General features: G+C 56.7%; 13 protein-coding genes. 8 read left to right on the top strand and 5 right to left on the bottom strand.

The window, feature by feature from the left end; all coding sequences use genetic code 11:
* Nucleotides 1-138: 138 nt before the first annotated feature.
* The 3 genes from KF784_10190 to KF784_10180 are packed head-to-tail and all read right to left on the bottom strand — an operon-like array spanning nucleotide 139 to nucleotide 2,818.
* A complete protein-coding gene (locus KF784_10190; protein ID MBX3119425.1) occupies nucleotides 139-753 on the bottom strand; it encodes a VOC family protein in 615 nt (204 codons plus the stop codon).
* A gap of 57 nt (nucleotides 754-810) precedes the next feature.
* Entirely contained in the window at nucleotides 811-1,368 is a 558-nt protein-coding gene (locus KF784_10185) for a hypothetical protein (GenBank protein MBX3119424.1), read from the bottom strand.
* A gap of 52 nt (nucleotides 1,369-1,420) precedes the next feature.
* Complete coding sequence (locus tag KF784_10180) at nucleotides 1,421-2,818, bottom strand: aspartate ammonia-lyase (protein ID MBX3119423.1); 1,398 nt, start codon at nucleotides 2,816-2,818, stop codon at nucleotides 1,421-1,423.
* A 398-nt stretch (nucleotides 2,819-3,216) separates the two neighbouring features.
* Here KF784_10180 and KF784_10175 point away from each other — a divergent pair, with 398 nt between their 5' ends.
* The 3 genes from KF784_10175 to KF784_10165 all read left to right on the top strand — a co-directional run bounded on the left by KF784_10175 (nucleotide 3,217) and on the right by KF784_10165 (nucleotide 7,105).
* Nucleotides 3,217-4,101 (top strand): hypothetical protein, encoded by an 885-nt coding sequence (locus tag KF784_10175; protein ID MBX3119422.1) that lies wholly within the window; start codon nucleotides 3,217-3,219, stop codon nucleotides 4,099-4,101.
* Nucleotides 4,102-4,191: 90 nt separating this feature from the next.
* Entirely contained in the window at nucleotides 4,192-4,482 is a 291-nt protein-coding gene (locus KF784_10170; GenBank protein ID MBX3119421.1) for a metal-sensitive transcriptional regulator, read from the top strand.
* An 82-nt stretch (nucleotides 4,483-4,564) separates the two neighbouring features.
* A complete protein-coding gene (locus KF784_10165) occupies nucleotides 4,565-7,105 on the top strand; it encodes a copper-translocating P-type ATPase (protein ID MBX3119420.1) in 2,541 nt (846 codons plus the stop codon).
* A 190-nt stretch (nucleotides 7,106-7,295) separates the two neighbouring features.
* Here the strand turns inward: KF784_10165 and KF784_10160 are convergent, their stop codons facing one another.
* Both KF784_10160 and KF784_10155 read right to left on the bottom strand, forming a co-directional pair.
* A complete protein-coding gene (locus tag KF784_10160; GenBank protein ID MBX3119419.1) occupies nucleotides 7,296-7,871 on the bottom strand; it encodes a YHS domain-containing protein in 576 nt (191 codons plus the stop codon).
* Nucleotides 7,872-8,005: 134 nt separating this feature from the next.
* Nucleotides 8,006-8,986, bottom strand: a complete 981-nt coding sequence (locus KF784_10155; GenBank protein MBX3119418.1) for a Gfo/Idh/MocA family oxidoreductase — start codon at nucleotides 8,984-8,986, stop codon at nucleotides 8,006-8,008.
* Nucleotides 8,987-9,386: 400 nt separating this feature from the next.
* On the opposite strand from KF784_10155, the gene KF784_10150 reads away from it, so the two are divergent.
* The 5 genes from KF784_10150 to KF784_10130 all read left to right on the top strand — a co-directional run bounded on the left by KF784_10150 (nucleotide 9,387) and on the right by KF784_10130 (nucleotide 14,398).
* Nucleotides 9,387-11,054: an FAD-binding protein gene (locus KF784_10150; GenBank protein MBX3119417.1), complete on the top strand. Its 1,668-nt coding sequence runs from the start codon at nucleotides 9,387-9,389 to the stop codon at nucleotides 11,052-11,054.
* Nucleotides 11,051-11,713 carry an FAD-binding protein gene (locus KF784_10145; GenBank protein MBX3119416.1) on the top strand — a complete coding sequence of 221 codons (663 nt, stop codon included), beginning with the start codon at nucleotides 11,051-11,053 and terminating at the stop codon, nucleotides 11,711-11,713. Before KF784_10150 ends, KF784_10145 begins: the two co-directional genes overlap by 4 nt.
* Nucleotides 11,710-12,921 carry a (Fe-S)-binding protein gene (locus tag KF784_10140; GenBank protein ID MBX3119415.1) on the top strand — a complete coding sequence of 404 codons (1,212 nt, stop codon included), beginning with the start codon at nucleotides 11,710-11,712 and terminating at the stop codon, nucleotides 12,919-12,921. The genes KF784_10145 and KF784_10140 overlap by 4 nt, the downstream gene beginning before the upstream one ends.
* A gap of 47 nt (nucleotides 12,922-12,968) precedes the next feature.
* Nucleotides 12,969-13,454: a transposase gene (locus KF784_10135; GenBank protein MBX3119414.1), complete on the top strand. Its 486-nt coding sequence runs from the start codon at nucleotides 12,969-12,971 to the stop codon at nucleotides 13,452-13,454.
* A gap of 131 nt (nucleotides 13,455-13,585) precedes the next feature.
* Entirely contained in the window at nucleotides 13,586-14,398 is an 813-nt protein-coding gene (locus KF784_10130) for a GTP cyclohydrolase I FolE2 (GenBank protein MBX3119413.1), read from the top strand.
* Nucleotides 14,399-14,444: the final 46 nt, after the last annotated feature.

Below are 14,444 nucleotides of genomic sequence, written 5' to 3'. Positions count from 1 at the left end.
TAAGGCCAAACACACGCCTTCTGTTGCCGCCTGCTTACGTTTGTCTGGAGTCCTGAGGCTGTGGTTTTAGCCTCAGGGCTCTGGGTTGTGGCTGGAGAGGGAGAGAGGAAGGCGCACCCTGAGGCATCAAAGTGAGCCTTAGATAGGATTCAATTCTTCGGCTAAGCCAATAAGGATTCCTTCGGGGCCGCGAATGTAGCAAAGGCGGTAGATGTCTTCGTACTGGACCACTTCACCGACAACCTCCGCGCCATGCTTGGCGAGGCGTTCGAGCGTTGCGTTGAGATCGCTGACGCCGAACATGACCCGCAGATAGCCCCAAGCATTTACGGGTGCCGTGCGGTGGTCGGCGACGACCTCTGGCCTTAGGAATTGAGACAGCTCCAGTCGGCTATGGCCATCGGGCGTCACCATCATAGCGATTTCGACCTGCTGGTCGCCAAGTCCAGTGACGCGGCCCGCCCATTCGCCCTCGATCATGGCTCGGCCTTCCAACTCCATGCCGAGTTCCGTGAAGAAGGCAATCGCCGTATCGAGGGACTGCACAACGATTCCGGTGTTGTGCATGGTCAGGCTTGGCGGTTGGGTTGAATTCATACGCTGAGTGTACATGGGGGAGTGATACACGGGCTCTCGGCACAGGATCCATTGGAGGCATGCGGCAAGGAAGGAGAGCACCACCGCCATTCTTGCAAAGGCAGGCCGCAGGCCCTTGAAACCCTTTAGCTTGCGATGGTCGGCGGCGGTTAGCACTGGGTCAATTGTGACTCGACCTCCGCGGCGAGATCGGAATATGGTGCACCAAGAGCATCAAATTGGAGGCGGCAAGCCCCAAAAAATCTTGTCCCCTCCGAACAGCTTCTTCGGGAATCGACTGAGATTTACGCTGACCTTCGATCCAGTCTTCTTCGATACTGCTGACAGCATCTTCTTAATTGTGGTTCGACTATATCCAGGACTTTGACTGAGAACTGATCCGTCCGGCATTACAATCGCTGTAGTGAAAACTTCGGTGCCTTCATAGTGTCCAAGTTTTTCAACAACATCTTTGCCGTCGCACAATAATAAAAAATCTAGTCCATACTCTCGCTTCAATAGTACAGCGTCATTAAGATCATCGGTAACAATGCCCACTACTCGTATCTTGTAATTCAGCAAATGAGCTAAGCGTCTTATGTCTCTGATACCTTCCCTCAACATTTGTGATCCTGAGAGAAAGACTAAGAACGTGGGCTTGCCAAAACCCATGTCTGAAGGACCGTACATTTTGCCATCTGTACCTTGAAGCTTAAACGTTAGTTTCGCTTCAGATTGCCTGTTTTGTGGGTTCGCTGTTGCCGCGCCAGCAAAAATCGCTGCGCTGACCAAGAACGGAAGAATAGGCCTTGTCATCACATGCCTCACAATTACATTCCTGCGGTTACTTCCCAGGAATCCCCGGTTCTGTCAGCTTCGCCGGATCGAGGACTTTCTGCAACGTTTCTTCATCCAGCAGTCTTTGCTCGCGGACAACATCCGGGATTGACTTCTTCTCCTTCAACGCCGTCTTCACCACCTGGGCCGCTGTCTGATACCCCAGGTAGACGTTCAGCGCGGTAGCCAGCGACGGGGAGGTTTCGGCGTAGTGCTTGCAACGCTCTTCGTCGGCCTTGATGCCGCGCACGCAGTTCTCGGTGAAGGTGTTCAGCGTGTTCGCCAGAATTTGGATGGAGAACTGCGCGCTAAAGGCCATGCTCGGCATCATCACGTTCAGCTCAAGCTGTCCGGCCTGCACGCAGTAGTCGAGCGACTGACACTGCCCAAGCACCTGGAAGAGGACCAGGTTCAGGTTTTCCGCCATGCTGGGGTTCACCTTTCCGGGCATGATGCTGGACCCCGGCTGGACCGCCGGAAGCACGATCTCGGCAATGCCGGTGAGCGGGCCGCTGCACATCAGGCGCAGGTCGTTCGAGATGCGGGTGAGCTCCAGACACAGGATGCGCAGACCCGAAGCCAGCGCCGCCATGCACATCTGGCTCTGCATAGATTCGACCAGGCTGGGGGCGTTGCGGAATTCGATGCCGGTGTAGCCTTTCAGCCGCTCCACCACGATAAACCGATACTGCGGGTGCGTGTTCAGGCCCGTTCCGGCTGCCGAACCGCCGATGCCCAGCTCTTCCAGTTCGTAGGCGGCATGCTCCAGCCACTTTCGCGCTTTGCGAATGGCCAATCCGTAAGCGGCGAACTCCTGTCCGAGACGGATCGGAACCGCGTCCTGCAGGTGGGTCCGGCCCGATTTCAGGATCGTGTCGAACTCGACACCCTTGGCCTCGAAGGCGTCGGCAAGGGTATCGACGGCCTTGAAGAGGTCGGTGAGCATCAGGCGCGTCATGATGCGCATGGCGCTGGGGAAGGTGTCGTTGGTGGACTGCCCGTAGTTGACGTGGTCGTTCGGGTTGACGCGGGTGTACTTGCCCTTCTCCCCGCCGAGAATCTCTTCGGCGCGGTTGGCCAAAACCTCGTTGGTGTTCATGTTGAACGAGGTGCCCGCGCCCATGTGGAAGACGTCGACCGGGAACTGGTCGCGGAACTTCCCACCAAGGACTTCGTCGGCGGCTTTGACGATCGCTCCGCCCACTTCCTTGTCCAGCAGACCAAGCTCGGTGTTGGCCTCGGCGCACGCCTTTTTGAGCATGACGTATGCGTCGATCATCTTGGGGTGCTCGGTGAGCCCGCTGATCTGGAAGAGGTTGCGGGTGCGCTCGGCCTGCGAGCCCCAATAAGCGTCGGCGGGGACGTTGACATCGCCCAAAGAGTCCTTTTCGATGCGGAAGTTCATAGGTGGTTTGAGTTTACCGGGACCTGAGACGTGAGATTGGAGATTGCAGAGTCGTCGGGATTTCTCACGGAGCGCACTGAGGGCCACAGAGGTCACGGAGGGGAAGGATGAAGGATGAACGATGAGTTATGAACGATGAACGATGAATGATGAATGGGAAGGGAAATGATGAACGACGAATGGGGAAGGGACCGTGATCCGTAATCGGTGATCCGACTCGGATTTCCGATTTCCGATGTCCGATTTCTGATCTCTGTTTTCTTTCTCGCAAAGGCGTAAAGACGCAAAGGGGAGAAGTGATGAGTGACGGATGGGGAAGGTGTGGAACCTTAGTTGAACCAAAAATGTAAGAGATTGACAGGCTGATGGAAGAACTGGATTTAAGGAACGCCTTGCCCATGTCGGACGAAGAAATCCGTCGGCTTTATGGTGAGGCGACGAAGAGTCTGGACGATGCCTATAAAGCGCTTGCCGATTCAAGGATCAAGAGACTGCGCATTTGGTGGACGTTGCTCACGCTTATCGCTGCACTCTTTTTTGTTCAGACCGAAGCCAAGGGCATAGCCTTTCTTTGCATCCTGATGTTCGCCTTCTTAGGTCCTTACCTTTGGGAGATGTCAGAACGGAAGATTAGGAAGATCAACCGTCAGCGCGAACTCAGGAGCCTAGACGTTCGTAACCCTCGCGTTCTCCGAGTCGTCGTCGATCACGTCAAAAGCCAGCCTCTCTTCACTTCCGAGGAGATCAAGGCACGGGTCGCAGAGAAAAGGAAGCTCGTCAACGAGGCCGCGATACGCACATCCGAGTCCATCTCTCGGCTGGATAAGCGTTTGGATGAACAGGCCGATGAGACAATGCGGCTTCTTATGCTTAGCAAACGGGCAAAGGCGCTTGAAACACTTCAGGGCTTGCAAAAGGCAGATGCGCTTCTTGAAGCTAGGTTGCAAGAGGCCGATGAGATAGTGCGCCCGGTCATCGAATTGGCGGCTCAGTTTGAACTGATGTGGGACATCAGTCGGGATATCGATGTCATTCGCGAAGCGGGAGAACTGGTTAAGAACGTTCATGAAGAGGCGGATGACCGGCTCACAGAACTCACTCTGCTCAACTTTACAGCATCAAAAGCGATTGACCGCCTCGCAAGCTTGCAAAGCTCTCTGGACTCGGAGAACAAGGCACGAATTGAGTTTGAATCCTGGTTGGACCAGCCTGATGCGGCTATGATTGCCGATCCTGAGATCGTGAAGATGACCGCTATTGATCAAGCACCAGATAAAGATTAGTCTTCTGGGCCTGATTTCCGCTGCCTCTTACTGCCCAGTTTTGGTCTTTCGTCTGCTCCCTGTGAATACCCTATAGGGTATAATATCGTCATGGACGCAGAATCCAAACAATCGCTTGATCGTCGACTTGCACGCTTGGAAGGCCAGGTGCGGGGAGTTCGTCGGATGCTGAACGAGGACCAGTATTGTATCGACATCCTCACTCAGGTTGCGGCTGTGCGCGCTGCGCTGGAGCAACTCTCAGCGGAGATCGCGGCAGCCCATATGAAAGGCTGCATCCTCGGGCATGGCACGGGCTCGGAGCATGACCAGGCAAAGACGCAAACTCCTCACCAGCTCGTCGAGGAGCTTCGCAAGACGATGTCCCGAATGGTCCGATAGGACCCTGTTTCAGTTCAGGACGGCCTTAAGGACCTATACAAATATACCCCATGGGGTATATTTTGAATGTAGGAGAAATCACATGACACACACACATCACGACACAAACGAGATCCAGATACCGATCAAGGGCATGACCTGTGCTTCCTGTGTGGCGCGTGTCGAGAAGGCGCTTGCAAAGGTGGAAGGAGTTGTCGAAGCAAACGTCAACTTTGCCACTGACAAGGCGACCGTCGTCGCACAGTCTGACGTTCAAATGGATGCTCTGGCAAAGGCCGTATCCGATGCGGGTTATGAGGCGGTGCTTCCCAATGCTAAGCCCGATCCGATGAAGGGTCTTGGCCTCGCGGCGGCTCGGCCTAAACCTCAGCAAATCGAGTTTCCGATCAAGGGCATGACGTGCGCGTCGTGCGTTGCCCGGGTCGAGAAAGCGCTCAAGGGCGTTCATGGCGTAGTCGATGCCAATGTCAACTTTGCTACGGAGAAAGCAACGATCGTCGCGGGCGGGAACGTCACCGTCGAAGCTTTGCAGAAGGCAGTTTCTGACGCGGGTTACGAAGCGGTTGCATCAAAGCCAAAGGCTGCCGACCCCCATGCCGGGCATATGATGTCCGCTGCCCCAATGCCAGCAATGGATCATGGCGCTCATGATGAACATGCCGAGCATATGAAGGTTGAATCGGACCGCGAACTTAAAGCTCAGCGGTTTAACTTGTGGATGGCGATTGCCCTTACGATCCCGGCTGTCGGGCTGTCGATGTTTTGGCATCCAAGACCGGCTTGGGCAAACTGGCTGCTTTTTGCGCTGGTGACTCCGGTTGTTTTCTGGAATGGACGGCAATTCTTCGTGTCTACGTGGAAGGGCCTGAAGCACTTCGCGGCGACGATGGATTCGCTGATCGCGATTGGCGCTTTTGCAGCTTGGGCATACAGTACGTACGCCCTGATCGCTTATCGAGAGCACGCTGGGCACTCGATGGTTTCGGATCATATCTACTTCGAAACCGGAGCGGCGATCGTATCGCTGATCCTGGTAGGGAAGTATCTCGAAGCACGCTCGAAGCGGCGGATGTCGGGAGCCATTGAAAAGCTTATGGGATTGGCGCCGAAGGTTGCCAATGTCGTCGGGCCTGATGGAAACGAGGCGCAGCATCCCATTGAACATATTCAGGTTGGCAACATCATTCGGGTGAAGCCGGGTGAAAAGGTTGCTGTGGATGGAGAGGTAGTTGAAGGAAGTTCATTCATCGACGAATCCATGCTCACGGGTGAGCCGGTGCCTGTTGAGAAGTCGGTGGGTGATGAAGTGACGGGGGGCACCCTGAATACCTCGGGGGCTTTGCTTTACCGAGCAACCAAGGTTGGCGCTGATACAGCTTTGGCACATATTGTTAAGCTTGTGGAGCGTGCTCAAGGCTCGAAGGCCCCGGTTCAAAAGCTTGCCGACAAAGTGTCTTCCGTGTTTGTGCCGCTCGTTATCCTTACGGCCATCCTCACCTTTGCTGGGTGGATGTTGAGAGGGGCGGATATTGCTGCCGCGCTCATACCAGCCGTAACGGTTCTCGTTATTGCTTGCCCATGCGCCCTCGGCTTGGCCACACCGACAGCAGTGATGGTTGGCACGGGTCGTGGTTCTGAGCTGGGCATCTTGATCAAAGACGGTTCGGCCTTGGAGAAGGCGGGGTCCATCAAGACTGTTCTCCTTGATAAAACAGGAACCATTACGAAGGGACGCCCTGAGCTTTCTGATGTGATCGTCGCTGGAGATTTGACTGAGGCCGAGGTGATGCGCCTGGCTTCTGGGGCCGAGGAAGGGTCGGAACATCCGGTTGCTCGTGCAATCGTTGATGGCGCCAAGAAGCGTGGCTACATGCCGATCAAGGCGGAGTCCTTCGAAGCGCACAGCGGTAAAGGTATCCAGGCTGTCGTCGATGGCAAGATGGTTGTTGTTGGGAGCGCTAGGATTTTGGAGGATTGGAGTTTGGCGCTGAGCGATGTGCTTCGGGCCAAGTTCACGCAGCTCGAATCCCAAGCTAAGACCGTGATGGCGGTTGCCGTTGACGGCAAAGTTCAGGCCCTCCTGGCTGTGTCTGACCGCGTGGATGAGCATAGTCGTGAGGCTGTGAAGCAGCTTGAGCGAATGGGGGTTGAGCCTGTGATGGTGACCGGTGACAACCGAAAGACTGCGGAAGCCATTGCCAAAGAGGTGGGGATTAGCCGGATTGAAGCACAGGTGTTGCCTGCCGACAAGGCGAATATCGTTGTCAGTCATCAAACGAACGGAAACCGAGTTGCCATGGTCGGCGATGGTATCAACGACGCGCCCGCGCTTGCCCAGGCCGACCTTGGAATTGCGATGGGCGGAGGCACAGACGTTGCGATGGAGACGGCGCAGATTACGCTGCTTCGGTCGGACTTGAGAGGTGTTGCCCAATCGATCAGGCTTGCCAGAGCCACGCTCACGACAATCCGCTGGAATCTGGTTTGGGCGTTTGGCTATAACGTTCTCATGATCCCGCTCGCTGTGATGGGGATGCTCAATCCGATGTTCGCGGCGGCGGCGATGGCGTTTAGCAGTGTGTCGGTGATTCTGAACTCGCTTAGGTTGAAGAGGTTTGTCTAAGGAGTGAGTCGTGAGTAGTGAGTAGCTATGAGTGAGTAGCGGGGAGTAAGTAGCGGGGAGTGAGTAGTGAGTAGTGAGTAGTGAGTAGTGAGGAGTAGGAACCTAGAAACCTCATATGGGCCACCATAAATAAAGAGCCGCATCCCAAGTGGGATGCGGCTCTTCTAATGGGAGTCTGCGTAGAAAACGCTTACTTTACGTCCTGAACGACGGGAGCTTTTGCCTTTGCAGAAGCGGCTTTGGCATACTTGGCCGGTTCAGCTCGGAACTTAGCAACGCAGTCCGCGCAGCAGAAGTAGTAGCGAACGCCATCATGGTCGGCGTAACCGCCAGCCTTGGCGTAGCTTGCTACTGCATGGCTTCCCATAACCGGGCAGCTCATGACTTCTTTCTTCGGCATCACGGCGAGGGTCTTGGCGTTCTTGGTGAAGGTGTCCTTGCCAGCCTCGGTTGCGAAGTGGTAGCGGATGCCGTTGTAGTCCGTTGTTGCCTTCGCTTTCTTGGCGTCAATCGGGAGACCTGTTGTGGGGTCGAAGAGGAATTCTCCGATCGCTTTGCTGTCTGCCTTCAACTTTCCAACCACGTTGGCGGCATCTTTCTTAAATGCACCGTCGCAGCCGCCACAACACATGCGGAAGCGTGCGCCGTTGTAGTCCAGCGCTTGCGATTTTGCGTTGGTCGGGCTGCCCATGATCGGACAAGCCAGGGGGGTATCGGCGCCAGCAGGGGCGAAGAGTGTCATAGCAGCAATAAGCGTTGTAATCATAAGTCTTTCCTTGTTGTTTTTGGGTCGTGATCAACCGGGCGTTGGCCTCACATTTAAGGTGAATCGTCCGCGATCTCCTGTTATGCGGAAGCCAAGAAAACGAAATTGGTTCCCTCTAGGATATCGTATCTGGACTAAATCTGTCGGGCCGGTGCAACGACGCGACCAGTTCTGGCTGAGTCAAGTGCGGCGAGACTGATGCTAAGAGCCATGAAACCGTCGTAAGCCGTGATCGGCAAGGGTTCGCCTTTTGTGACGGCAGCAAGGAAGGCGCTGAGTTCGCGGTAGTAAGGGTCATCTTTCGGGGCGAGCGGACCTTCGGTTACCTTGATATCGCCGGTGTTGACACGGAGTGTTGGCAGGTGTCGAGAGTCAAATTCAATCATCCCTTCGCTTCCACACACTTCCAGAGCGACTCGGAATCCGCCCGGATCCATCCAGGTGGTCTCTGTGTGGGCTACCGCGCCGCTGTCGAAGGTGAGAGTGGTGAGGGCATAGTCGAGGCCTTTACCGGTCTTCGCCCCTACCGAGCGCGAATAGAGATGCTTGACTTCGCCAAGCGTCCAGCGTAGCCAATCGAAATCGTGGATGGCCAGATCGAGCAGAACTCCACCCGACTTCTCGTGATCGAAGAACCACTCTGCGTGGGATCGCGGAGGTCCACCGCCCCTGCGCATTCGTGCTGCAGCTGGAATGCCGACTGTTCCGTTTTCGACGAGGTTGTGTGCGGTACGGAATTCGGGAAAGAAGCGAACGACTTGGCCGACAAAGAGCGGCACCTCCGCTTTTTCGGACGCCTCCATCATCTCTGAGGCATGCTCGAGGGTTGTGGCTATCGGCTTTTCGACCATCGTCGGCTTGCCTGCTGCGATGGATTTCATCCCGAATTCGTAATGCAGGTTCGACGGCAGGCAGATATCGACGGCATCAACTTTAGCGATGAGATCATCGAAAGACGAGCAGGGGATTGCCCGATGGGCTTTAGCGATGGTATCGACTTTTTCGGGGTGAATATCGAAGACGTGGAGTTCCACATCGGGCATTGCGGAATAGTGTCGGGCGTGAACGTTGCCGATGCCTCCGGCCCCGAGGAGGCCAACCTTAACCGAACCCATGATGCTCATTGTAGACCTTGAAAGCGCTGGCCTGCTCAGGCATGTGCGATTCATTGGTAGTCGGTTGGTCCCAAAGTTGCCAAACAATGTACTGATTTCACGCAGTCGGTCCTACTCGCGGGAACCGGGTTCAGTAGGCGGGCGTAATCCCGAACATAGCGATTTTTGACTCGATTGGCTGAGAGGCGAAAGCCCGGCATATTGAGCAGAAAAGCCGCGATCAGAATCGGCCTTAACGGCCCGAGTCGATGATCGCAAGAAAGACGAGCAACTAGGGCGTGCTGAGCACGCCCGTTTTTTTTGGTGGGCCTGGATTTAGGTCTTGTAGGGCGTATTCGTCGTTTAGGTTGGCTATGAAGGGCGATGCATTTGGAATGCAAAGCTAAACTAACCACAACCGATGACTGACGCTGAGCAGATCGCCCGTGGAATGGAGTCCATCCTGGAAGCGCACAAAGTGCTTTCTGGGCCAGGGGCTTTGCGGGCTTACGACTGCGACGCCTACACCGTCGACCGCAGCAAGCCGGCTGTCGTCGTCCTTCCCGAATCCACCGATGAGGTGCAGAAGGTGGTGCAGTGGTGCGTGGCAAACTCTGTCCCCTACACGGCGCGGGGCGCGGGCACGGGACTGAGCGGCGGCGCGCTGGCGGCGATGGGGGGCGTGATCATCTCCACCAAGAAGCTCACGAAGATTCTGGAGATCGACGTCGAGAATCGCTGCCTGCTTGCCCAAGCTGGGATCGCGAACAAGCGCATCTCCGACGCCGTCGCCGAGCACGGCCTGCACTTTGCCCCCGACCCCAGCAGCCAGACCGTCTCGACCCTCGGCGGCAATATCGCCGAGAACTCGGGCGGGCCGCACACGCTGAAGTATGGGGTGACGGTTCAGCACATCCTGGGCATCACGATGGTCGAGCCGAATGGGGAAGTGGTGCGCTTTGGCGGGGAGGTCCCCGGCGGGCCGGGTTATGACTTTCTGGGTCTGATCGTGGGTTCGGAAGGGACGCTGGGCATCGTGACGGAGGCTTGGGTGAAACTGACGCCCGTTCCGGCAGCCGTCAAGACAGCGCTCGCCGCGTTCCCGACGGTGCGCGGAGCCACGCAGGCCGTGGCGCAGATCATCGCCGAGGGGGTGCTCCCAGCGGCGATGGAGATCATGGACAAGGGGATCCTTAAAGCTCTCAAAGCCGCGTTCAATCTGCAGTATCCCGAAGGCGCAGAGGCGCTGCTGTTGGTGGAGTGTGACAGTAGCGATCAGCTATCGGCGATCAGCGATCGGGGTGTGGATATCGGAGATCGGAGATCAGGGATCGGTCATCGGGAAACCCCCTCCCCCAACCCCCTCCCCCTCGCTCCTTCGTCGCAGGGGGAGGGGAGTTTTGGGGGCGATCAGCTATCGGCGATCAGCGATCGGGGCGTAGATATCGGAGATCAGCTATCGGCAATCGGCGATCCAATCCAAAATCCAAAATCCAAAATCCAAAATTCGGAAGATGTTGTCCAAAACGAAATGTCCGCCGTCTCCCGAATCTGCCAGGAAAACGGCGCGCTGGAGGTCCGCATCGCCAAGGACGAGCGCGAGCGGCAAGAGCTTTGGACCGCCCGAAAGAAGGGCATCGGGGCGATGGGGCGGCTTGCGCCCAGCATCGTCACCCACGACGGCGTGATCCCCCGCTCCAAGCTCCCGGAGATGCTGGACTTTGTGTACAAAGTCGCCGAGGAGCACGGCCTGGGCGTCGCCAACCTGTTCCATGCGGGCGATGGCAACCTTCACCCCTGCTTTTACTTCGACGACCGCGACCCCGACCAGGTGAAGCGCGTGGTCGAGGCCGGGGAAGTGATCGTGCGGCGGTGCATCGAGCTTGGAGGCAGCGTCACCGGCGAGCACGGGATCGGCGTAGAGAAGGTCGACCTGATGCCGCTGATGTTCAGTCCGGCGGACTTGGAGCTGCAGGCGATGGCGAAGCGCATCTTCAACGACGGAATGCTGTGCAACCCGTGCAAGATTCTGCCGAATCAGAAGAGCTGCGTGGAGCATCAGAAGCGCTGGCGCGGGGTGGCGTGGTGATCCATCGTCCAGATAGCTTGACGGGGATTGTCGAGGCTGTGGCTTCGGCTGATCGGCTGCGAATTCGAGGCTTCCTTCAAGATGTTGAGGAGCAAGGTGAAGACGTGCTAGCGATGTCCGCCTATGCGGGACTGATCGACTGCATTCCTGAGGATCAGGTTGCCGTCGTAAGGGCGGGAACGCCGCTGTCAGTGCTTCAAGAGGAGCTGGCTTCAAAGGGACAGTGTCTGCCTATCTCCGGCGGCGTGAGCGACCCGACGGTTGGTGGGGCCTTATCGACCAATGCACCACATCGCTTGCAGTCGGAGTATGGTTCTTGGCGAGACTGGGTGTTGGGGATGACGGTTGTTACTGCAGACGGCTGTGTTCGAAAGTGCGGCAGCCGAGCCGTCAAAAATGTCGCGGGGTACGACGTTCAGAAGCTGTTTATCGGTGCTCGGGGCACACTCGGAGTCGTGGCTGAAGTCATCTTGAAGACGAATCCGCTCAAGCCGATCTCATCCTCGCTGAGTGCAACGCCTGCTGACTTTGCATCACCGAACGCCCAATCCCAGATTCCCCAAATCACCGACCCCGCCATGATCCGCTACATGAAGCGGGCCAAGGAGATCTTCGACCCGACGCACAAACTCAATCCAGGGGAGATGGGCATCTTTTGAGCGACCACAAGCTTTCCGACCTCACCTCCCACTGCATCCGGTGCGGCTTTTGCCTGGAAAGCTGCCCAACCTTCGTGCTGACCGGGCAGGAGACCGAATCCCCGCGCGGACGCATTTACCTGGCACGCACCGCCGACGAGGGCAAGCTGGATTGGAAGGAAGACGTCGGGCCGCACCTCGACCAGTGCCTCGGCTGCCGAGCTTGCGAAACGGCCTGTCCCAGCGGGGTCGAATACGGCGCGATCCTGGAGATGGCAAGAACGCGGGTCGAAGAGGTTCACAAGCATCGGGCCAAACGGATGTTCTTGGACGGTCTGAGCAGCCCAACCAAGATGAGGATTCAGCTTGGCCTTTCCAAGATCATCCCGGGAAAGCGCATCCCCGCGATTCTAAGCCGCATCCTCAGCGGGCAATCGCCCGAAGCCGACAAGCCCACCCCTCAGCCGAGCTTCCCCTGGCCTCCGCTCGACGAAGCCGCGCTCCCCGAGATCAAGGGTCAGGTGTACATGCTGGAGGGGTGCGTCATGCGGGTGATGTATCCGAACGTCCACGAGGCCACGCGCAGGCTTTTGAGAAGACTCGGCTATGCTGTCAAGCCCAGCAGCTCCGGCTGCTGCGGGGCTCTTCACGCGCACAACGGGTTCTTGGAGGTCGGACAGCAGTACGCGAAGCGGCTCGCCGAGACCATGCCCGGCGATCTTCCCATCGTGGTGAACTCTGCCGGATGCGGCAGCCACATGAAGGAGCAAACCGCCTTTGGCGACCGGGTGAAAGATATCTCCGAGTTCTTTGTCGAGAACGGTCTGCTCGATCTGCTCAGTGAGCTGCCGAGAAGGGAAGCGACCGCCACCTATCACGATGCCTGCCACCTTGCCCACGGGCAGAAGATTCGCATCCAGCCTCGGCAACTCTTGAATGCAATCCCAGGATTGGAGCTGATCGAGATGCCGGAGGCGGACATGTGCTGCGGCAGCGCAGGGATTTACAACGTCACCCAGCCTAAGCTCGCGCGAGAGCTTCTGGAGCGGAAGTATGCGAACGCCGAATCGACCGGAGCGAGCCTGATCGTGATGGGGAATCCTGGATGTCACGGCTGGATCGCGCAGGCGGTCCGGGAGCATGGGGAGCGCCTGAAAGTTCTGTATTTGGCTGAGATACTGGAGTTGGTTTGTTCGGGCTGGGAGGGCAGCGCTTCGTCGCTGCCGTAAAATCGAAGTGCGAGGGCAGCGCTTTGTCGCTGCCGTATCAGTTATACATGAGCAACCCAGATTTGCCGAAGCGTCTGCACCCTGTTCACTTGCCAAACAAGGCATACCGCAACCGTTCGACGATTCTATTTGTGACGGTCTGCACAAACCATCGCAAGAAAATTCTGGTTGACGCACAGGCTGCTAAGACTATTGTAGAAGCATGGCAGCAAGCCGAGAAGTGGAAGGTGGGCAGGTACGTCATTCTTCCGGACCACATACACTTCTTTTGCGCCCCGAGTGAACGGCCTGCCTATAGTCTGAGCAGATGGATCAAGTATTGGAAGGCGCTGGCCAGCAAAGAGTGGCCTCTTCCTGATCAGCACCCCATTTGGCAGATCGACTATTGGGATCGACAGTTGCGATCTCATGAAAACTACAATGCTAAGTGGGAGTATGTGCGATCGAATCCGATTCGACACTGGTTAGTCGAGAGACCAGAAGATTGGCCTTATCAGGGTGAGCTGAACGAGTTTGAATGGTATGACCCCTAATAGGTGTCTATGGCAGCGACGAAGCGCTGCCCTCCCAAGAGCAGCGTCTGCTTGACTTAGGACTCTTGAACGCAAGGGAACCTAATGACGTAAAACGGCATTGGGGTTTGCGAGTCACAATAGGAATGCCGATGAGTATGCACGCGAAGGAGACGAAGGGCCCGTTGCCCGATATGCAGAACACGCGCGACACGCGCAACATCCCCATTGATAAAGTGGGCGTACGCGGCGTCAAATATCCTATTGCTGTGCTGGACCGACAGGATGAACGGCAGCACACAATCGGCGATTTCACGCTAACAGTGAATCTGCCGCACCACTTTAAGGGTACGCATATGAGTCGATTCTTGGAGGTCTTGAACGACCACAAGAAAGAGGTCAGCGTTCACGGTATTCCCAAGATTCTCAAGGCGCTGAAGGACCGCCTCCACGCAGAGAGCGCTCATCTTGAAGTGTATTTTCCGTTCTTTATGACCAAGGCTGCTCCGGTGACTAAAAAAGAGGGCATGATGCCATACAACTGTGGCTTCATTGCCGAGGCCAACGGTGAGCTTGACATGGTGATGTATGTGCAGGTGCCGGTGACGACCCTCTGCCCTTGCAGCAAGGAGATCTCAGCACGGGGAGCACACAACCAACGAGGTTATGTGACCGTGAAGGTGCGAGCGCAGGAAGGACAGCATGTTTGGCTGGAAGAGATCGTTGAGATGGTCGAAGAGTCGGCTTCTTGCGATCTGTATCCTGTGCTGAAACGACCTGATGAGAAGTGGGTCACGGAACACGCCTTCGACAACCCTCGATTCGTGGAGGATATGATCCGCGAAGTGGCGCTTCGGTTTGATGCCGACGATAGGATCGCTGGCTATGAGATTGAGGTTGAGAACCACGAGTCGATCCACGCGCACAACGCTTATGCGTATGTGGCGAGGAGTCGGGAGTCGTAAGTTGTGAGGCGTGAGGCGTGAGGCGTGAGGCCCCAGGCCTAACACC

Source organism: Fimbriimonadaceae bacterium (assembly GCA_019638775.1).
Classification (GTDB): domain Bacteria; phylum Armatimonadota; class Fimbriimonadia; order Fimbriimonadales; family Fimbriimonadaceae; genus JAHBTD01.
The sequence above is the reverse complement of the archived record's forward strand: the minus strand, read 5'-3'. Positions and strand labels throughout refer to the sequence as shown.